Source organism: Saccharopolyspora cebuensis (genome assembly GCF_039542665.1).
In the GTDB taxonomy this organism is placed as follows: Bacteria; Actinomycetota; Actinomycetes; order Mycobacteriales; family Pseudonocardiaceae; genus Saccharopolyspora; species Saccharopolyspora cebuensis.
This window is the reverse complement of record NZ_BAABII010000016.1, coordinates 489,045-508,530: the sequence shown is the minus strand read 5'-3', so window position 1 is coordinate 508,530 and position 19,486 is coordinate 489,045. Positions and strand designations below refer to the sequence as shown.

The following is a 19,486-nucleotide window of genomic DNA, read 5'->3' as shown; positions in this document are numbered from 1 at the left end:
TGGACCCGAATCTCAGAAGTAACAGTACGCTTGTCCTGTATTGCACCACAACCAAGGGTCGGCAAACTTCCGGCTGCGCCGCTCCCGGCGGTGCGGAACCGGCTCGTCCGTCACCCGGTCGTGCTTCCATGGCGCGGTGCGATTCCCCTTCCGCGACGCCAAGACCACCGGACTGGCCTGCGCGGTCGCCTCGGCGATCTGCTTCGGCGGTTCCGGTCCCTTCGCCAAACCCCTGATCGCCGCCGGGTTCAGCCCGTTGCAGGTGGCGTGGCTGCGCCTGGCCGGGGGTGCGGTGCTGATGCTGCCGTTCGCGCTCCGGCACGTGCGCACCGCGCGGCGGGTCCCCCGGCTGCTGCTCGGCTACGGGCTGTTCGCCATCGCCGGGGTCCAGGTGAGCTACTTCGCCGCGATCGCCACGGTGCCGGTGGGGGTCGCGCTGCTCATCGAGTTCCTCGGGCCGGTGCTGGTGCTGGGCTGGATCCGGTTCGTCCGGCGGCGTCCGGTGACCCGCTCGGCGGCGCTCGGCGTGGTGCTGGCCGTGGTCGGCCTGGCCTGCGTGGTCGAGCTCTGGGGCGGGCTCGGGTTCGACCCGGTCGGGCTGCTGCTGGCCCTGGCCGCCGCCGGGTGCCAGGCGACCTACTTCCTGCTCTCCGACAGCGGTCCCGACGTGAACCCGCTGGCGCTGGTGTCCTACGGGCTGCTGCTCGGTGCGGCGGCGGTCACCGCGCTGGCCCAGCCCTGGCGGATGGACTGGGGTGCGCTGCTCGGCGACGTCGAGCTGGCCGGGTACGCCGTGCCCGCGCTGTTCGCGGTCGGCTGGATCGTGCTGATCAGCACCGTGCTCGCCTACCTGACCGGCATCGTCGCGGTGCGCCGGCTCTCCGCCCCGGTGGCGGGTGCGGTGGCGTTCCTCGAACCCGTGGTCGCGACGCTGCTGGCCTGGGCGCTGCTGGGGGAGGCGCTCGGCCCGGTGCAGGTGTTCGGCGGCGCGCTGGTCCTCGCCGGTGCCTTCGTCGCCCAGCGCGCCGCACCCGCGCGGACCCGGGCCGGGGAGCTCACCGGGGTGTGAGCGCGCCGGTCGGCTCCGCGGCCGCCACCCGCGGGAGCTCGGCCGGCCCGTTCCGCGGTGCCTCGCCGCGAGCCGGGGCGGGGCGCCGCAGCCGGACCGCGACGGCGGCCAGCGCCGCGATGGTCAGCGCGATCGCCCAGTGGTGCGGGAACAGCGGGGTGTTGCCGGAGAACCAGCTCACCCCGGGCAGCTGCACCAGCCCGGCGAGCACCACCATCGAGCCGACCCCGGCGGCCAGCACCACCGGGGTGCGCCCCCGGGTGGCCACCGTCTGCGCGAGCTGGGTCGACACCAGCGCGACGAGCGCGGCGGTGCGGGCCTGCGACGGGGTGCCCAGCGCGCGGGTGGCCAGCCAGGTCAGCGTCGCGGCGGCCGCGGTGGCCACCGCGCGGGTCCGGACGTCCTTGATCAAGGCGCTGCCCAGCGAGGCGTCGGGACCTTCGGCGAGCAGCTTGTCCGGGGTCGCCTCCGGCGGCGGGCGGACCGCGATGGCCATCGCGGGCAGCACGTCGGTGAGCATGTTGACCACCAGGAGCTGCCGGGTGTTCAGCGGAGCCGCCGGGCTGATCCCGCCGCCGACCACGGCGTAGCCGATCTCGCCCAGGTTGCCGCCCAGCAGCAGCGCCAGCGCGTCGCGCACCGAGCTCCACATGCCCCGGCCCTCGACGATCCCCTCGGTGAGCGTTTCGATCCGGTCCTCGCCGACCACGAGGTCGGCCGACTCCCGGGCGGCCGGTGCCGCGCGCGAGCCGAAGGCGATGCCCACCTGCGCCAGCCCGATCGCCGGGACGTCGTTGGCGCCGTCGCCGGTCATCGCCACCACCCGGCCCGCCGCCCGCAGCCGGTCCACGATCCGGGCCTTCTGCGCGGGGGAGACCCGGGCGAACACCGCGACGTCGGCGAGCCGCGCGGTGAGCCGCTCGTCGTCGAGCTCGTCCAGTTCGGCGCCGGTGAGCACGCCCCGCCCGTCCAGCAGGTCCAGGTCCGCGGCGATGGCCTCCGCGGTGCTGGGGTGGTCGCCGGTGATCATCATGACGTCCACGCCCGCCCGGCCCAGCCGGGCCACCGCCGCCGCGGCGGCCGGGTGCACCGGATCGGCCAGCCCGAGGAACCCGAGCAGCTCCAGTTCACCGGTGGTGGGGTCGGAGAGCTCGAAATCCGGTGGCACCGGGCGTTCGGCGATCGCCAGCACCCGGAAACCGCGCCGCGCCATGCCGTCGAGGGCGGCTTCGGCTTCGGCGCGAGCGGCGTCGTCGAACTCGCCTCCCGCGTGCCGGGTGCAGCGCCGCAGCACCACCTCCGGGGCGCCCTTGACCGACAGCAGCCCGGCGGTGTGCGAGGCGTGGAAACCGCGCGACGGCTCGAACGGCAGCTCCGCCAGCACCGGTGCATCGGGCAGCAGGTCGTGCGCCGCGGCGCCATCGAGGATCGCCTGGTCGGTCGGGTGCGGCAGCGGGCTGCCGTCCGGGCGCGGGCAGGCCCGCGCGGCGGCGGCCACGATCCCCGGGGCGTCGGCGGGATCGCAGCCGGTCCGGCCGTCGGAGGCAGCGCCGAGGGTGATCCGGCCCTGGGTGAGGGTGCCGGTCTTGTCGAAGCACAGGGCGTCGACCCGGCCCAGCGCCTCGACGGTGTCGGGGGTGCGGACCACGACGCCGCGCCGGGACAGCCGCCGCGCCGCGGCCATCTCGGCGAGGGTCGCCACGAACGGCAACCCCTCCGGGACCGCCGCCACGGCCAGGCCCACCGATCGGCTGACCGACTCGGCCGCGGGCACCCCGCGCAGCAGGTCGACGGCGAGCATCAGCCCGCCCGCCCCGATCGACAGCGGCAGGAAGCGGTGGGTCAGCTCGCCGAGCCTGCGCTGCACGCCGGTGTCCCGCCGGTGCGGTGCCGTGGCGGCGCGGGCGGTGCGGCCCACCTCGGTGCGCTCCCCGGTGGCCACCACGACCGCGCTGCCCGAACCGCCCGCCACCGAGGTGCCCCGGTAGACCATGCAGGTCCGGTCGCCCACGGTCACCGCCGCGGTGGGCTCCACCCGCTTGGCGGCGGGCAACGATTCCCCGGTCAGCCCGGACTCGTCGACCTCCAGCGACTCGGCCGCCAGCAACCGCGCGTCGGCGGGCACCGCGTCCCCGGCCCGCAGCTCGATCACGTCACCGGGAACCAGCTCGGTGGTCGGTACCTCCTCGACCTCGCCGCCCCGGCGGCGGCGCGCGGTCGAGCGGTCCGGTTCCCGGAGGCGGGACAGCTCCCGCTCGGCGTGGACCCGCTGGACGCCCTCGATCACCGCGCCGGTCAGCAGCACGCCGCAGATCAGCGCCGCGTCGGTCACCGAACCGAGCCCGGCCGAGACCACCGCGCCCGCCCCGAGCACCGAGGTGATCGGCGTGATCAGCGCTTCGGTGGTCGCGGCGAGCAGTCCGATCGGTGCTTGCCGCGCCTCGCCCGCGGGTTCGGTGCGGCGGCGCGCTTCGGCGGCGCTGAGCCCCTCCCGCGATCCGGCCAGCGTCCGCAGCACCGCCTCCGGGGTCATCGCGTGCCACGGGGTGCGCTCGCGCGGCACCGGCGGCGCGCGCCCGGCCACCCGCCAGCCGATCCAGGTGCCGGTGAGCAGCGCGGCCAGCGTCGCGGCGTGGCACGGCATCCCGGCGCGACCGGGTGCGCCGGACGCGGGCCCGAACGCGGCGAAGAACGCGCCGACCGCGGAACCGACCGCGGACAGCGCCGCGGCCCGGGTGCTGGCCCGGCGGGCCCCGCCCTGCGCGGCGAGCAGGAAGTGCACCAGCGCGGGGGTCGGGCACAGCACGTCGGCCGCCCACACCGGAGCCGCCGGTCCGGACGCGCCGATGCCGACGTCGGCGGCCAGCAGCGCCGCGCCGTCCCGGGCCGAGACCACGGCCACCACCGCGCCTTCCCGCTGCAACCGGCGGACCTCGCCGGGCAGCCGGGTGCCGCCCGCGACGGCGCCGTCCACGTCCAGCCGGTGGTCCAGGCGGGTGCCCCGGCCGCTGATCAGCACCGCCGCGTGCTCGCCCGCGACCTCGACGAGGGACTCCGCGAGCGGGTCGAGCTCGGCGACCAGCACCACCACCGCGGCCGGCTCCTCCCGGTCGCGCAGCAGGAAGATCTCGGCGCCCCGGGCGAGCTCCGCCCGCACCTCGCCGAGCACCGACGCGGGCAGCCCGGAGCTGCCGGAGTGCGCGGTGAGCGTCCAGCCGCCGTGGGCGACGATCTCGCCGTCCGGATCGACCAGGTCGCCCGCCACCGCGAACAGCTCCGCCGCGTCGCGGTCGGCCAGCGGGATCACCCGCTCCACCACCCGCCTGCCGGTCAGCAGGGCGGCGGCGTCGAAGACGACGGTGTCCACCCGGTCCAGGCGGCGCAGCGCGTCGGGTTGCAGCACCAGCGCGCCGCGTTCGGTCGCGGTGCTGGTGAGCTGCGCGGCGAACGCCTCGCGCCCGGCCTTGGCGGCCCGCGGCGTGGCGGCCAGCAGCACGGCCAGCGCCCGCTGCCGGTCGCGGGTGGCGGCCAGCGTCGCCGCCCAGCCGCCCAGCGCGGCCCCGCCCGAGGTGCTCGCCACCCGCTCCACCGGCCCGCCGGGCAGCGGGACGGGCCGGGGCTCGCCGGGCACCGGGCCGCAACCGTGCTCGGCCCCCGGTTCGTGCCGCGCCCACGCCTGCCCGCGGGCCACGGATTCCCGGGCCGCGCAGAACCGGCCGCCGAGATCGGCCAGCACGCCGAGCGGGCGCTGCGCGAGCCCGTTGGAGACCGCGCCGCCGACGGCCAGCGCCACGTCGCAGCCCTCGCGCCCCAGCACCCGTTCGGCGCCCGCGCGCAGCCACGGCACCGAATCGACCAGCGACACCGCCGCGGGCACCACGGGTGAGGTGGCGCGGAAGGGCAGCAGCGAGCCGAGCAGCGAGTACCCGAAGCCCAGCGCGCTCAGCGCCAGCGCTCCGGCGTCGCGCAGCAGGGCGTCGGGGTCGCCGGGGTGGGCGGTGCCGCTCGGCGCGCGCTCGGTGTCGTGCAGCCCGTGCTCGGCCTCGACCTCGGCGAGCACCCGGGTCAGCACCGCCACCGCCACCTCGGCCGGATCGTGGTCCACCACCACCCGGCCGAGCACCCGGTTGACCTCCACGGCGCGGACGCCCTCGACGCCGCGCAGCCGGTCGCCGAGAGCGCGGACCGCGTCGTCGGCCGAGCGCTCGTGCAGGCCGCGGACTTCCAGGTGGGAGTGCCGCCCGCGCCAGGTCCGCCGATCGGTGGTGGCCCGGTCGCGCGCCGCCGCGAGCACGGGAGCGACCACCTCGGCGGCGCGGGACCACAGGCGGTGCAGCGGCATCGCGGCACCACCCCCTTCGGCGGCCCCGGGATCAGCGCGTGCTCGGGCCGCTCATCAGCTCCGCTCGTACTACCCGGCCGCGGTGCGCCGAAACGCCACCGCCGACCGCGTCCCCGTACCGGTGGACCACGAGGTCCACCAACCGGGGGTGGTCGCCGATCGGCCGCGCCGCCACCCCCGGCAGCGCGGCCAGCTCCCGGTGGAACGCCCCGGGCGCCAGCAGGTAGGGGGCCAGGAACTCGGGCGCGGTGGTCGCCGCGACCTCGGCGGTGCGCGGGTGGGCGGTGGTCAGGTAGCTCGGGCCCAGCCGCTGCCGCAGGAGCCCGCCCAGCAGGTCGGCGGCGCGGCGCGCGTCGGCGCGCGCCCGGGGGTCCGCCGACCCGGCGGCGCTGAACAGCACCGACCGGCCGGGGCGCCACCCCGCTTCGGCCAACCGGTCGCGCATCGCCGCCGCGAGTTCCGGCGCCGGACCGAGCGGGGCGGTGACCAGCACCCGCCGCCGCTCGGCGCCGAGCTGCTCGGGGAGGTCGGCGCGGACGTGGTAGCCGGCGGCCAGGAACGCGGGCAGCACCACGGCCGGACCGTCGATCTCCCGGAGCACCTCGCCCACCGACGGGCCGATCACGTCCACGTAGGCCGCCCGCACCGAGGTGGCCAGCCGGTCGGCGGCCGCGGCGGCGATCCGCTCGACGACGCGGGGCCCGGCCGGGTGGCGGGTCCCGTGCGCGACCAGCACCAGCGGCGGGTTCAGCGGCGTGCGGTGCATCGGGGTGCGTCCTCCATCGGTTCCAGCGGCAGCCGGTAGCCGCGCTTGATCACGGTCTGCACCAGGTCGGCGGCGCCCAGCGCGGCGCGCAGCCGGGCGACCGCCTGCTCCACCGCGTGCTCGTCGACCGCGCGCCCGGGCGCGGCCGCCGCCAGCGCGTCGGCCAGCGCGCGCCGCGAAACCACCCGCCCCGGCCGCTCGGCCAAGGCCGCCAAGAGCACGCGGGCCTGCGGGGCCAGCGGCCGGAGGGTGCCGTCCACCAGCGCGGCGTGCCCGCGCAGTTGCAGCGACCGCCCGGCGACCGGTAGCACCGGGCGGCGGCGGGGCAGCGCCTCGCACAGCGCGCGCACCAGCGCGCCCAGCCGGTAGCGCGGCGGCACCACCGGGGCGATCCCGAGGTCGGCGAGCGGACCGCTGGTCACCGGGCCGACGCAGGCGGCGAGCACCGGCCCGGCCAGCGCGTCGAGCAGCGCCTCCCGGCGACCGCGCTCGGCGGCCAGGGCGAGCGTCCCGGCCACGGCCGGTGCGCTGGTGAAGGTCACCGCGTCGACCTCGCCCGCGCAGACGGCGTCGAGCAGCTGCTCCAGCGCCGCGGGGTCGGCCGGTGCGGTCCAGCGGTACACCGGCACCTCGAGGACCTCCGCCCCGGCGCAGCGCAGCGCGTCGACGAAGTCCGGCAGCGGCTGCCCGTGCAGCTGCACCGCGATCCGGGTGCCCGCGGGCGCACCGCCGAGCAGGTGCTCCAGCAGTTCGCCGGACGATTCCGAGGCCGGTGACCACGGGTCGGGCAGACCGGCCGCGCGGACCGCGCCGCGCGCCTTGGGCCCGCGCGCCAGCAGCCGGGCCCGGCCGAGGGCGTCGAGCAGCGCCGCGCCGATTCCCCAGCCTTCGGCGGCTTCGATCCAGCCCCGGAACCCGATGCCGGTGGTCGCCACCACCACGTCCGGTGGCGCGGCCAGGCAGTCCCGGCTGATCCGGCGCAGCTCGGCGTCGTCGGCCAGCGGCAGGAGGCGCAGCGCCGGGGCGTGCACCACCCGCGCGCCCCGGCGCTCCAGCAGCGTGGCGAGCTCGTCGGCCCGCCGCGCGGCGGTGATCCCGATGGTGAACCCGGCCAGCGGTTCGGTCACGCGACTCCGATCTCGACGGCGGACTCCCGGCTGCGCACCGGGTAGGTGGGCAGCCGCACGTCCGGGTCGTCCAGGCAGCGGCCGGTGCGCAGCGAGAACACCTGCTTGAGCATCGGCGAGGCCACGGTGGGCTCACCGGCACGGTCGCCCACGATGCCGCGGCTGATCACCCCGGCACCGGAGAACGGGTCCACGTTGCCCACCGCGAACAGCTCGCCGTCGCCGGTCCGGAACAACGCCACGGGGTGCTCGCCGACCAGCGCGGGCAGCCCGCACTCCGGGATCAGCAGGTCCAGGTCGCAGATGCGGTGCCAGTTCATGCGGGGGCCTCCTCGCGGATCCGGGGCAGCGGCAGCGGCACCGGCCCGTCGGGCCGGATCTGACCGCGCTCCTCGGTGAAGCGGATCGTCGGGTCGGGGGCGTCGGGGGCGTTGATGAAGGAGACGAACCGGGCCAGCTTGGCCGGATCCGCCAGCACCCCGGCCCACTCGTCGGAGTAGTTCTCGACGTGCCGGGCCATCGCGGCCTCCAGGTCGGCGGCGATGCCGAGGGAGTCCTCGACGACGACCTGCCGCACGTGGTCGATGCCGAGCGACTCGACCCAGGCCGAGGTGCGCTGCAACCGGTCGGCGGTGCGGATGTAGAACATCAGGAACCGGTCGATCACCCGGACGAGCCGCTCGTCGTCGAGATCGGCGGCCAGCAGCTCGGCGTGCCGGGGGGTGAACCCGCCGTTGCCGCCGACGTGGAGGTTCCAGCCGCGCTCGGTGGCGATCACGCCGAAGTCCTTGCCGCGGGCCTCGGCGCACTCGCGGGCGCAGCCGGACACCCCGGACTTGAGCTTGTGCGGGGCCCGCAGGCCGCGGTAGCGCAGTTCCAGCCGGATCGCCATCGTGACCGAGTCCTGCACCCCGTAGCGGCACCAGTCGTCGCCGACGCAGGACTTCACGGTGCGCAGCGCCTTGCCGTAGGCGTGACCGGACTCGAACCCGGCGTCGACGAGCCGCCGCCAGATCGCCGGGAGCTGCTCGACCCGGGCGCCGAACAGGTCGATCCGCTGACCACCGGTGATCTTGGTGTAGAGGCCGAATTCCCGGGCCACCTCGCCGAGCACGATCAGCCCCTCCGGGGTGATCTCCCCGCCGGGCACCCGGGGCACCACCGAGTAGGTGCCGTTGCGCTGCATGTTCGCCAGGAACCGGTCGTTGGTGTCCTGCAGCGGCACCTGCTCGTCGGCCAGCACGTGCCCGCCGAGCCCGGCCAGGATCGAGGCCACCGCGGGCTTGCACAGGTCGCAGCCCCGCCCGGTGCCGTGCCGGGCGATCAGCTCGGAGAACGTGCCGATCCCGGTGGCCTGGACGATCTCGTACAACTCGGCGCGGGACTGGCTGAAGTGCTCGCACAGCGCCTTGCCCGCGGCCACCCCGCACTCGGTGAGCAGCCCGGCCAGCAGCGGCACGCACGAGCCGCAGCTGGTGCCCGCCCCGGTGCAGGACTTGATCCCGGCGACGTCGGTCAGCCCCCGGTCGGTGACCGCCGCGGTGATGTCCTGCTTGGTCACGTTGTTGCAGGAGCAGACCGTCGCGTCGGCGGGCAGCGGCGCGGCCTCGGCCCCGGAACCCGCGGGCAGCAGCAGCCGCTCCGGTGGCCCGGGCAGCTCCCGGCCGACCAGCGGGCGCAGCGCCGGGTAGGCGCTCGCGTCGCCGACCAGCACGCCGCCGAGCAGCACCGAGGCGTCGTCGCCGAGCACCAGCTTGGCGTAGGTGCCCGCCGCGCCGTTGGCGTAGACGACCTCCAGCGCGCCCTCGGTGGTGGCGTGCGCGTCGCCGAAGCTGGCCACGTCCACGCCGAGCAGCTTCAGCTTGGTCGACAGGTCGGCGCCGGGGAAGCGCGCGGTACCGCCGAGGAGCTGCTCGGCCACCGCCTCGGCCATGCCGTAGCCGGGCGCGACCAGCCCGTAGCAGCGCCCCTGGACCGCGGCGCACTCGCCGATGGCCCAGATGTGCTCGTCGTCGGTGCGGCAGTCCTCGTCGACGAGGAACCCGCCGCGCTCGCCGCGCGCCAGCCCCGCCGCCTCGGCCAGCTCGTCGCGCGGGCGGACCCCGGCGGAGAACACGACCAGCCCGGTGCCGATGGTCGTGCCGTCGGCCAGCACCACCCCGGACACCCGACCGCCGCGCCCCTCGATCGACCGGGTGGCGGCACCGCGGTGCACGGTCACCCCGAGCTCCTCGACGAGCCGGGCGAGCACCTGCCCGCCGCCGTCGTCGACCTGCAGCGGCATCAGCCGGGGGGCCATCTCCACCACGTGCGGACGCATCTCCAGCAGCCGCAGCGCGTTGGCGGCCTCCAGCCCGAGCAGGCCGCCGCCGATGACCACGCCCGCTTCCCCGGGCGCGGCGGCGTCGCGGATCGCGTCGAGGTCGTCGAGGGTCCGGTAGACGTGGCAGCCGTCGAGGTCGTGGCCCGGCACCGGCGGCACGAACGGCCGCGACCCGGTCGCCAGCACCAGCGCGTCGTAGTCCAGCTCGGCACCGTCGGAGGTGGTGATCCGCCGCGCCCGGCGGTCGATCGCGGCCAGCGAGGTGCTCGCCCGCACCTCCACCAGCGGGTCCGGCCCCAGCGGGGGCAGGGTGAGGTCTTCGGCGCTCTTGCCGTCCAGGTAGGACGACAGGGCGACCCGGTCGTAGGCGTGGTGCGCCTCCTCCGAGAGCACCACGATCCGCCAGCTGCCCGCGGTGTCGCGCGACCGCAGCACCTCCAGCAGCCGGTGTCCGACCATGCCGTGTCCGGCGATGACGAGCGTGCGCATCACGCTGCTCCCTCCTCGATCCCGTCGTGGTCGCGCAACCGGTCGCACAGCCGCGCGACCTCCTCGGTGCAGCCGCCGCAACCGGTGGTCGCGCGGGTGGTGCGGGCCAGCTCGGCGACCGAGCGGGCACCGGAGCGCCACGCGGCGACCAGGGCGTCCCGGGTGACGGCGTTGCAGTGGCAGAGCACCGGCGGGGCGGTGACCCGCCCAGTGCCCGTCGCTGCAGCACCGGTCGTCGCGGCGCCGGTCGCTGCGGTGCCGGTCGGTGCGGGCCCGCCCAGCAGCAGCGCCAGCCGGTCGGCGGGCAGCGGCAGGCCGCGGTCGTGCAGCTGGGTGAGCGCGGCGATGGCGCGGGGGAACCCGAGCAGCACCCCGCCGGTGATCCGCTCGTCGTGCACGGTCACGGTGGCGTAGCGGCCCCGCGCCGGGTCCGACAGCGCGACCACCTCGGCCGCCGGATCGGCCCGCCGCTCGGCCGGACCGAGGGAGACCAGGTCGATCCCCCGGGCCCGCAGCCGGGTCATCTGCCGGCCGGGCCGGTAGCGCTGGTCCGCGCCGGTCAGCAGCCCGGCCAGCACGTCGGCCTGCCGCCACGCCGGGTCGAGCTGCCCGGTCAGCACGCCGGCGTGCTCGGCGCAGTCGCCCAGGGCGCGGATCCGCGGGTCGCCGGTGCGCAGTTCGTCGTCGACGACCACGCCGCGGCGCACCGCCAGCCCGGCCCGCTCGGCCAAGCCCACCTCGGCAGCGGTGCCCGCGCAGACCACCACCCGCTCGGCCGGGACCGCGGTGCCGTCGTCGAGCAGCAGTTCCCCGGGCCGGTGGCCGACGGCGCGACGCCGCAGCGCCAGGTCCACGCCGAGCTGGCCGAGCCGGTCGGCGAGCAGCCGCCCGGCGGTGGCGTCGAGCAGCCGGTCCATCGGGCCGGGTCCGGGATGCACCAGGGTCGCGTCGAGGCCCCGGGCCCGCAGCGCCACCGCGGTCTCGACCCCGAGGACACCGCCGCCGAGCACCGCGACGGGTCCGGCCGCCGCCGCCAGCCAGGTGGCGTCCGGCAGCGTCCGCAGCGGGCGCACCCGGTCCGGTGCCGCGCCGGGCAGCTCCGGTTGCCGGGCCCGCGCCCCGGTGGCCAGCACCAGCACGTCGTAGGGGTGCTCGTCGCCGGAGGCGGTGCGCACCACCCGCCGGTCGCGGTCCAGCTCCGCGGCGATCGCACCCGCGTGCACCTCGGCCGCGGGCGCGGGCAGCGCCAGGTCCGCACCGCGCAGCGTGCCGTCCACGACCGAGCCGAGCAGCACCCGGTGGTAGCCCGGGCGGGGCTCGGCGCCGAGCACCGCGACCGAGCCGTCGAAACCGCCCGCGCGCAGCCCGGCGACCAGCCGGTGCGCGGCGGCTCCACCGCCGACCACCACCACGCGCCTCATGCCCGCACCTCCGGTTCGAGGCGCACCGCGCTGACCTTGAACTCCGGCATCCGGCTGCGCGGGTCCAGGGCGTCGCCGGTGAGCAGGTTCGCGCGCCCGTCGCCGGGGAAGTGGAACGGCAGGAAGACGGTGTCCGAGCGCAGGGTGCCCACCAGCCGCACGCGGGCCAGCGCGGTGCCCCGCGCCGAGCTGATCCGGGCCAGCGCGCCCTCGACGAGCCCGGCCCGGCGCGCGGTGTCCGGGTGCACCTCGACGAACGGCTCCGGGGCCGCCGCCACCAGTTCGGGGACGCGCCGGGTCTGCGCGCCGGACTGGTACTGCGCCAGCACCCGGCCGGTGGTGGCGATCAGCGGATACCGGGCGTCGGGCAGCTCGGCGGCGTCCCGGTGCTCGACGGCGGCGAACCGCGCCCGCCCGTCGGGGTGGGCGAAGCCGTCCAGGAACAGCCGCGGGGTACCGGGATGTGCCTCGTCCGGGCACGGCCAGTGCAGCGCCTCCCCGGCGTCGAGGCGTTCGTAGCTGATCCCCGAGTAGTCGGCGCCGCCGCCCGCCGAGGCGCGGCGCAGCTCCTCGAAGACCTCCTTCGGCGTGGTGGGGTAGCGGTGGCCGGGCTGGCCGAGCCGGGTGGCCAGGCCGTGCAGCACCTCCAGGTCGCTGCGGGCGTGCCCCGGCGGCGGCTGCAACCGGCGGCGGCGCAGCACCCGGCCTTCGAGGTTGGTCGTGGTGCCGTCCTCCTCGGCCCACTGGGTCACCGGCAGCACCACGTCGGCGAGCTGCGCGGTCTCGGACGGCACCACGTCGGCCACCACCAGCAGGTCCAGCGCGGCCAGCCGGTCGGCGACGTGCGCCGCGCGGGGCGCCGAGACCACCGGGTTCGAGCCGAACACCAGCAGGGCGCGCGGGCCGTCCTCGGTGCCCAGCGCGTCGAGCAGCTCGTAGGCGCTGCGCCCCGGCCCGGGCAGGTCCGCCGGCGCCACGCCCCACACCGAGGAGACGTGCGCGCGGGCCGCCGGGTCGCCGATCGAGCGGTAACCGGGGAGCTGGTCGGCCTTCTGGCCGTGCTCCCGGCCGCCCTGGCCGTTGCCCTGGCCGGTCAGGCACCCGTAGCCGCTGCCGACACGACCGGGCAGGCCCAGCGCCAGCGCGAGGTTGATGAAGGCCGCCGCGGTGTCGGTGCCCTTGCTGTGCTGCTCGGCGCCGCGACCGGTGAGCACGTAGGCGCGTTCGGCGTCGGCGAGCATCCGCACCGCCGCGCGCTGGTCGGCCGCCGGCACCCCGGTGGTCCGCTCGACCCGCTCCGGCCACCACCCCGCGGCGGCCTGCCAGGCCTCGGTGAAACCGGTGGTGCGCGCCGCGACGTAGTCCCGGTCGAGCAGGCCGTCGGTCACCGCCACGTGCAGCAGGCCGAGGGCCAGCGCGAGGTCGGTGCCCGGTGCCGGTTGCAGGTGCAGCGCGGCGCGCTCGGCGGTCGCGGTCCGGCGGGGGTCGAGGACCACCAGGTCCGGGGCGCCGAGGTGCCGCATCAGCGGCGGCATCGTCTCGGCCGGGTTGGACCCCGCCAGCAGCACGACGTCGGCCGCGCCGAGGTCGGTGACCGGGAACGGCAGCCCCCGGTCCAGCCCGAACGCCGCCCCGCCCGCCGCGGCCGCCGCGGACATGCAGAACCGGCCGTTGTAGTCGATCTGGCTGGTGCCCAGCGCCAGCCGGGCGAACTTGCCGAGCAGGTAGGCCTTCTCGTTGGTCAGGCCACCGCCGCCGAACACCGCGACCGCGTCCGCGCCGCGGCTGCGCCGCACCCGGGTGATCCCGTCGGCGATCACGTCGAGCGCACCGGACCAGTCGGTGGGGCGCAGCCGCCCGCCGCGGCGGACCAGCGGGTGGTGCAGCCGGTCGGCGGCGGTCAGCACCGCCGGAGCCGTCCAGCCCTTCTGGCACAGGCCGCCCTGGTTGACCGGGAAGTCCGCGTCCGGCCGCACCGCGACCCCGGCGCGCTCCCGGGTCAGCCGGGTGCCGCACTGCAGCGCGCAGTAGGGGCAGTGGGTGGCCACCGTCCGCGGTCGCTCAGGCACCGGCCACCTCCCGGACGGCCACCGCCGGGCGGCGCAGGTAGCAGGCCCAGGTCAGCACCACGCAGCCGAGGTAGCAGACCAGGAACGCGACGAACGCGAGGTCGCCGGAGGCGGCCGGGCCGCCGTAGGAGGCGCGGAAGGCCAGGTTGATGAGCACCCCGCCGAGCCCGCCGACGGCCCCGGCGATGCCGATCACCGCGCCGGAGAGCCGGCGCGCCTCGGCGAACGCCCCGGCGGCGTCGGCTCCGGCGGTGACCCGCGCCGCGGCCCGCTCGGCGAACACCGCCGGGATCATCTTGTACACCGAGCCGTTGCCCAGGCCGCTGAGCACGAACAGCGCGGTGAACGCCGCCAGGAACAGGCCGAACGAGCCCTGCCCGGAGGCGACCAGCAGCAGCGCGGTCCCGGCGGCCATGCCGAGGAAGTTCCAGCACGTCACCCCGGCGCCGCCGAAGCGGTCCGCCAGCGCCCCACCCAGCGGCCGGGCCAGCGAACCCAGCAGCGGCCCGAGGAAGGTGCAGCCGGCCGCCTGCAAGGCGCTGAAGCCGAACTGGCTCTGCAGCACCAGCCCGAAGGCGAACCCGTAACCGATGAACGAGCCGAAGGTGCCGATGTAGAGCAGCGAGAGCCACCAGGTGTGCGGTTCGCGCACCGCGTCGCGCTGCGCGCCCGGTGCCCCGCGCACCACGTCCAGGTTGTCCATCCCCAGCGCCGCGGCCAGCGCCGCGAGCACGATCAGCGGTAGGTAGACCGCCGCGACGTAGGCGGGGCTGGTGCTGCCCGCGGTGGCGATCACCAGCAGCGCCACCAGCTGGATCACCGCCACGCCGAGGTTGCCGCCGCCCGCGTTGAGCCCCAGCGCCCAGCCCTGGTGCCTGCGCGGGAAGAAGTGCGCGATGTTGGTCATCGACGAGGCGAAGTTGCCGCCGCCCAGCCCGGTCAGCGCGCCGATCAGCAGGAACACCCACAGCGGCGTGCCCGGCTGCCGCACGAAGTGCAGCGCGAGCAGGGTCGGCACCAGCAGGACGGCGGTGGACAGCACCGTCCAGTTCCGCCCGCCGAAGCGGGCCACCGCCGCGCTGTAGGGCAACCGGAGCAGCGAGCCGACCAGCGTCGGGACGCACACCAGCAGGAACTTCTCCCCGGCGGTGAAGCCCAGGCCGATCTCCGGGGACAGGAACAGCACCATGACCGACCAGATGCTCCACACCGAGAAGCCGAGGTGCTCGGAGAGCACCGACAGCGCGAGGTTGCGCCGGGCGATGCGCTTGCCGCTGCGCTCCCAGAACTCCTCGTCCTCGGGGTCCCAGCCGCTGATCCAGCGGCCCGGCCTGGGCGGTGGGTGCACCGTGGTGGTCACGATCGGTCCTCCTCGAACTGCGGTCTTGCCGACCGTAGGAACGGGCTGTTGCGCCGGTGGACCGCTGCGGTTACCGAGGTGAAAAGGGAGCTTCACAACGACCGCGTCCCGCCTGGTGAGGGGCCCTGGTGGCCGAGTACCACCCGGACGTGGGACGGTGGAGGAGTGCGAGCTGGCGGTGCGGACGACTCCGCGGACGGGACCGTCCTGAGCGGTCCGGAGGGGGAGCGGACCCGGGAACTGGTCGGCGCGGCGCGCCGGATCACCGCGTTGACCGGGGCAGGGGTCTCCACGGCTTCCGGCATCCCCGACTTCCGCGGGCCCAACGGGGTGTGGACCAAGGACCCGACGGCGCAGCGGCTCAGCGACATCGACAGCTACCTCGCCGATCCGCAGGTGCGGGTGGACGCGTGGCGCAGCCGCGCCGAGCACCCGGTGTGGGCGGCCGAGCCCAACCCCGCGCACCGCGCGTTCGCCGACCTCGCCGCCTCCGGCAGGCTCGGATCGCTGCTGACCCAGAACATCGACGAGCTGCACCAGCGCGGCGGGCTGGACCGCGACCAGGTGCTGGAGCTGCACGGGTCGATGCTGCGGGTGGTGTGCCTGGACTGCGGGGCGGCCAGTTCGATGCGCTCGGTGCTGCGCCGGGTCGCCGAGGGCGAGACCGACCCGCCGTGCCCGCACTGCGGCGGTATCCAGAAGTCGGCGACGATCTCGTTCGGCCAGGCCCTGGACGCCGACGTGCTGCGCGCGGCCCGCCGCGCCGCCCTGGACTGCGATCTGTTCCTGGCCGCGGGCACCTCCCTGACGGTGCAGCCCGCGGCGGCCTTCGCCGAGCTCGCCGTGAAGGCGGGCGCCCGCCTGGTCGTCTGCAACGCCGAACCCACCCCCTACGACGAGCTGGCCGACGCGGTGCTGCGCGGACCGCTCGACGAGGTGCTGCCCGCGCTGGCCGCCGTGCCGCCCGCCGAGCACGCCGCCCCGCTGCGGACCTGGGGGGACCCCAGCACCTGGCGGTGACGACCCGCCCGCGTGACCCGTGTGGCTGATGTTGGCCGCTGTGCCCCGGGGGACGAGTGGCGAGCTCCGGGACCTGGCCGCAGAGTGCGAACCGTCCGGGCAGATTCCGCCCGCGCCGGTCCGCGCCGGCGCGGAGTCCAGCAGGGGGTGACGGCCCGTGGGGCCTCAGCGCGCACTGGCCACGATCGCGCTCGTCGCGGCGGTGGGCGCCGCCCTACCCGCCACCGGCGCGTCGGCGCCGCCCAACCCGAGCGACGCCGAGATCGAGGCGGGCCGGGCCCGCGCCGAACGCGCCGCCGGGGAGGTCGGGCGCCTCGCCCACCAGCTCGCCGCCGCCGAGACCCGGCTGATGGACCTGCGCGCCCGGGTCGCGCTGGCGATGGAGGACGCGAACAAGGCCCGGGTCGACCTGCAGCGCGCCGAGCGGGCGCACCGCGACGCCCGGTACGCGGCGACCTCCGCGGCGCGCGAGGCGACGGCCGCGGCCGCGGAGGTCGACCGGCAGCGGGCCCGCCTCGACGAGATCGCCGCGGGCAGCTACCGCCAGGGCAGCAGGCTCGGTTCGGTGACCGCGTTCTTCGGCTCCCGCTCACCGGCCGAGGTGCTGGAGCGCGCCACGCTGCTCGACCTCGTCAGCCGCGACCAGCTCGACGTGCTCGACGACCTGGAACGGGCCCGCATCGAGCGGGTCAACAAGGATTCGCTGGCGCGCGAGGCGGTGCAGCGGGCGGAAGCGGCGGCGGCGGTCGCCGAGCGGTCGCGCGCCGCGGCGGTGGCCGCCGAACGCGCCGCGATCGACGCCCGCAACAGCCAGGTCGAGCGGGCCCGCCAGGTGCGGGCCGACAAGAGCGCCGTCGAGTCGCGCCTGGCCGCGGTGCGGGGCCGGGTCAGCGGGATGGAGCAGCAGCGCGACCGCTACCGGGAGTGGGCCGCGGCGCAGGCGGCGCCCGCTCCGGCGGCGCCGCCGTCCACCACCGATTCCTCGGGTTCCTCGGCGCCGTCCAGCAGCGCGGTCGAGGTCGTCGTCCAGCGCGCGCTGTCCCAGGTCGGGGTGCCCTACGCGTGGGGCGGTGGCAACGCCGGCGGACCGACCCGGGGCATCCGCGACGGCGGGGTCGCCGACGCCCACGGCGACTACCGCAAGACCGGTTTCGACTGCTCCGGGCTGATGATCTACGCCTTCGCCGGGGTCGGGATCGAGCTCGCGCACTACAGCGGGTACCAGTACCGGTCCGGGGAGCAGGTCCCGCTGTCCCGGATGCAGCGCGGCGACATGCTGTTCTGGCAGACCGGTGGCCGCATCCACCACGTCGCCCTCTACCTCGGTGGCGGGAAGATGGTCGAGGCGCCGTACTCGGGCTCGCACGTGCGGGTCGCCCCGGTGCGCTACGGCGGGATCGCGCCGTACGCGGTGCGCCTGCTCTGATCCGCCGCCGGGCTAGGATCGCGGCCGTGACCGACGTCGATCCCCGCGACCCGGCCCCGGCCGCCGTGGTGATGGCCGCCGTGGTGCTGGCCGGCGGGCGGGCCCGGCGGCTCGGCGGGGTGGACAAGGTGCTGCTGCCGGTGGGGGCGACGACGCTGCTGGAGCGGGCGCTCGGCGCGGTCGCCGGTTCCGCCCCGATCGTCGTGGTCGGTCCGCGGCGCGCGACCGGCGCCCCGGTGCTGTGGACCCGGGAGGAACCGCCGGGCGGCGGACCGCTGGCGGGGCTGGCCGCCGGGCTCCGGCGGGTGCCCGGGACCGCGGAGTTCGTGGCCGTGCTCGCCGCCGATCACCCGCACGTGACCGCCGCGACGGTCGACCGGTTGCGCCGGTCGGTGGGGGAGCGGTCCGGCGCGGTGCTCGTCGATCCCGGCGACCGGCCGCAGTGGCTCGTCGGGGTGTGGCGGACCGCCGCGCTGCGCGCCGCGATGCCCGCCGATCCCGCGGGCGGATCGCTGCGCTCGGCGGTCGCCGGGCTCGCCCCGGTGCTGGTGCCCGACGTGGCGGGGGAGTCCGCCGACGTGGACACCCCGGACGATCTGCGGCGCGCCCGCGACCGCTGAGGACCTGCCCGGCACCCTGCCCGGCACCCTGTGCGGTCCCGGACCGCCGACCGGTCGCGACGGACGGTTTAGCAATCACGATTACTTCAGTGTCGAATGAAAACAATCACCTGGTCCCTCGCTTCACAGCGGTCACACCACCCGTGCGGTGAAGTGGGGACGTGCGGCCGTCGCCCCGTCACGTCCAAGTCGGCGGCCCGTGCCAGGATCGTGGGGAACTCGTCACCGGCTGTGCCGGTTGCCCGCTCGGCTGAACAGGAGGCCTCAGACGTGACCGACGCCGGCAGCGGTGAGGGCGGGCTGCCCCGCCCCGCGGACCAGGTGAGCACCCCGGCGCGGGACGCGCAGTTGCTGGAGCGCACCGTCTTCGAGGTCAAGCGGGTGATCGTCGGGCAGGACCGGCTGGTCGAGCGGATGCTCGTCGGCCTCCTGTCCAAGGGCCACATCCTGCTCGAAGGCGTGCCCGGCGTGGCCAAGACGCTGGCCGTGGAGACCTTCGCCCGGGTCGTCGGGGGCTCGTTCTCCCGGTTGCAGTTCACCCCCGACCTGGTGCCCTCCGACATCCTCGGCACCCGCATCTACCGGCAGGGCAGCGAGCGGTTCGACGTCGAGCTCGGTCCGGTGCTGGCCAACTTCGTGCTGGCCGACGAGATCAACCGCGCCCCGGCCAAGGTCCAGTCCGCGCTGCTGGAGGTGATGGCCGAGCGGCACGTCTCGATCGGCGGCCAGAGCTTCCCGATGCCTTCGCCGTTCCTGGTGCTGGCCACCCAGAACCCGATCGAGAACGAGGGCGTGTATCCGCTGCCGGAGGCGCAGCGGGACCGCTTCCTGTTCAAGCTGCCCGTCGAGTACCCCTCCGCGGAGGAGGAGCGCGAGATCATCTACCGGATGGGCGTGAGCACCCCGGAGCCGAACCCGGTGCTCGACCCGGACGAGCTGATCCGGTTGCAGCAGGTCGCCTCGACGGTGTTCGTGCACCACGCGTTGGTGGACTACGTGGTCCGGCTGGTGGTGGCCACCCGGCTGCCCAACGACCACGGCCTGTCCGACATCGCGGGTTGGGTCTCCTACGGCGCCTCGCCCCGCGCGAGCCTCGGCGTGGTCTCGGCCGCCCGCGCGCTGGCCCTGGTCCGGGGCCGCGACTACGTGCTCCCGCAGGACGTGGTGGACGTGGTCCCGGACGTGCTGCGGCACCGGTTGGTGCTGTCCTACGACGCGCTGGCCGACGGCATCCCGGTCGACCACATCGTCAACCGGGTGCTGCAGACCGTGCCGCTGCCGCAGGTGTCGGCGCGGCCCCAGGCCGGTCCGCCGCCGGTGCCGTCCGGGCCGGTCGGCTACGGCCAGCCCGCCGGGCCGCACCACCCGCAGGCGTGAGGGGCGCAGCAGCGGTGCAGGCAGCACGCCCGTCCGACGAAGAACGCCCCCCGTGGGCCCCGCCCGCACTGGACCAC

13 protein-coding genes are annotated in these 19,486 nt (G+C 76.5%); 5 read left to right on the top strand and 8 right to left on the bottom strand.

The window, feature by feature from the left end; all coding sequences use genetic code 11:
- Positions 1-136 precede the first annotated feature (136 nt).
- Entirely contained in the window at positions 137-1,069 is a 933-nt protein-coding gene (locus tag ABD976_RS22580) for an EamA family transporter (RefSeq protein WP_345366410.1), read from the top strand.
- On the opposite strand, the gene ABD976_RS22575 is transcribed toward ABD976_RS22580, so the two are convergent.
- Genes ABD976_RS22575 through ABD976_RS22540 form a run of 8 tightly spaced genes read right to left on the bottom strand, consistent with a single transcriptional unit; the run spans position 1,056 to position 14,966 of the window.
- On the bottom strand, positions 1,056-5,411 hold the full coding sequence (locus tag ABD976_RS22575) for an HAD-IC family P-type ATPase (RefSeq protein WP_345366408.1): 4,356 nt from the start codon (positions 5,409-5,411) through the stop codon (positions 1,056-1,058). The genes ABD976_RS22580 and ABD976_RS22575 overlap by 14 nt on opposite strands.
- Before the next feature lie 31 nt (positions 5,412-5,442).
- A complete protein-coding gene (locus ABD976_RS22570) occupies positions 5,443-6,177 on the bottom strand; it encodes a sirohydrochlorin chelatase (protein ID WP_345366406.1) in 735 nt (244 codons plus the stop codon).
- Complete coding sequence (locus ABD976_RS22565; protein ID WP_345366404.1) at positions 6,159-7,304, bottom strand: uroporphyrinogen-III synthase; 1,146 nt, start codon at positions 7,302-7,304, stop codon at positions 6,159-6,161. Before ABD976_RS22565 ends, ABD976_RS22570 begins: the two co-directional genes overlap by 19 nt.
- Positions 7,301-7,624 carry a nitrite reductase small subunit NirD gene (gene nirD, locus ABD976_RS22560; protein WP_345366402.1) on the bottom strand — a complete coding sequence of 108 codons (324 nt, stop codon included), beginning with the start codon at positions 7,622-7,624 and terminating at the stop codon, positions 7,301-7,303. The genes ABD976_RS22565 and nirD overlap by 4 nt, the downstream gene beginning before the upstream one ends.
- On the bottom strand, positions 7,621-10,116 hold the full coding sequence (gene nirB / locus ABD976_RS22555; protein ID WP_369774617.1) for a nitrite reductase large subunit NirB: 2,496 nt from the start codon (positions 10,114-10,116) through the stop codon (positions 7,621-7,623). The genes nirD and nirB overlap by 4 nt, the downstream gene beginning before the upstream one ends.
- Entirely contained in the window at positions 10,116-11,537 is a 1,422-nt protein-coding gene (locus ABD976_RS22550; RefSeq protein ID WP_345366398.1) for an FAD-dependent oxidoreductase, read from the bottom strand. The genes nirB and ABD976_RS22550 overlap by 1 nt, the downstream gene beginning before the upstream one ends.
- Entirely contained in the window at positions 11,534-13,606 is a 2,073-nt protein-coding gene (locus ABD976_RS22545) for a molybdopterin oxidoreductase family protein (RefSeq protein WP_345366396.1), read from the bottom strand. The genes ABD976_RS22550 and ABD976_RS22545 overlap by 4 nt, the downstream gene beginning before the upstream one ends.
- Positions 13,599-14,966 (bottom strand): MFS transporter, encoded by a 1,368-nt coding sequence (locus tag ABD976_RS22540; RefSeq protein ID WP_345366394.1) that lies wholly within the window; start codon positions 14,964-14,966, stop codon positions 13,599-13,601. Before ABD976_RS22540 ends, ABD976_RS22545 begins: the two co-directional genes overlap by 8 nt.
- Before the next feature lie 240 nt (positions 14,967-15,206).
- Between ABD976_RS22540 and ABD976_RS22535 the strand changes: the two genes are divergently transcribed.
- The 4 genes from ABD976_RS22535 (at position 15,207) to ABD976_RS22520 (ending at position 19,409) form a co-directional block, all read left to right on the top strand.
- On the top strand, positions 15,207-15,986 hold the full coding sequence (locus ABD976_RS22535; RefSeq protein WP_345366866.1) for an SIR2 family NAD-dependent protein deacylase: 780 nt from the start codon (positions 15,207-15,209) through the stop codon (positions 15,984-15,986).
- A gap of 157 nt (positions 15,987-16,143) precedes the next feature.
- The gene (locus ABD976_RS22530) at positions 16,144-17,412 is read left to right on the top strand and encodes an NlpC/P60 family protein (protein WP_345366392.1); all 1,269 of its coding nucleotides are present in this window, start codon (positions 16,144-16,146) and stop codon (positions 17,410-17,412) included.
- A 26-nt stretch (positions 17,413-17,438) separates the two neighbouring features.
- On the top strand, positions 17,439-18,032 hold the full coding sequence (gene mobA / locus ABD976_RS22525; protein ID WP_369774618.1) for a molybdenum cofactor guanylyltransferase: 594 nt from the start codon (positions 17,439-17,441) through the stop codon (positions 18,030-18,032).
- Positions 18,033-18,302: 270 nt separating this feature from the next.
- On the top strand, positions 18,303-19,409 hold the full coding sequence (locus tag ABD976_RS22520; protein WP_345366390.1) for an AAA family ATPase: 1,107 nt from the start codon (positions 18,303-18,305) through the stop codon (positions 19,407-19,409).
- Positions 19,410-19,486: the final 77 nt, after the last annotated feature.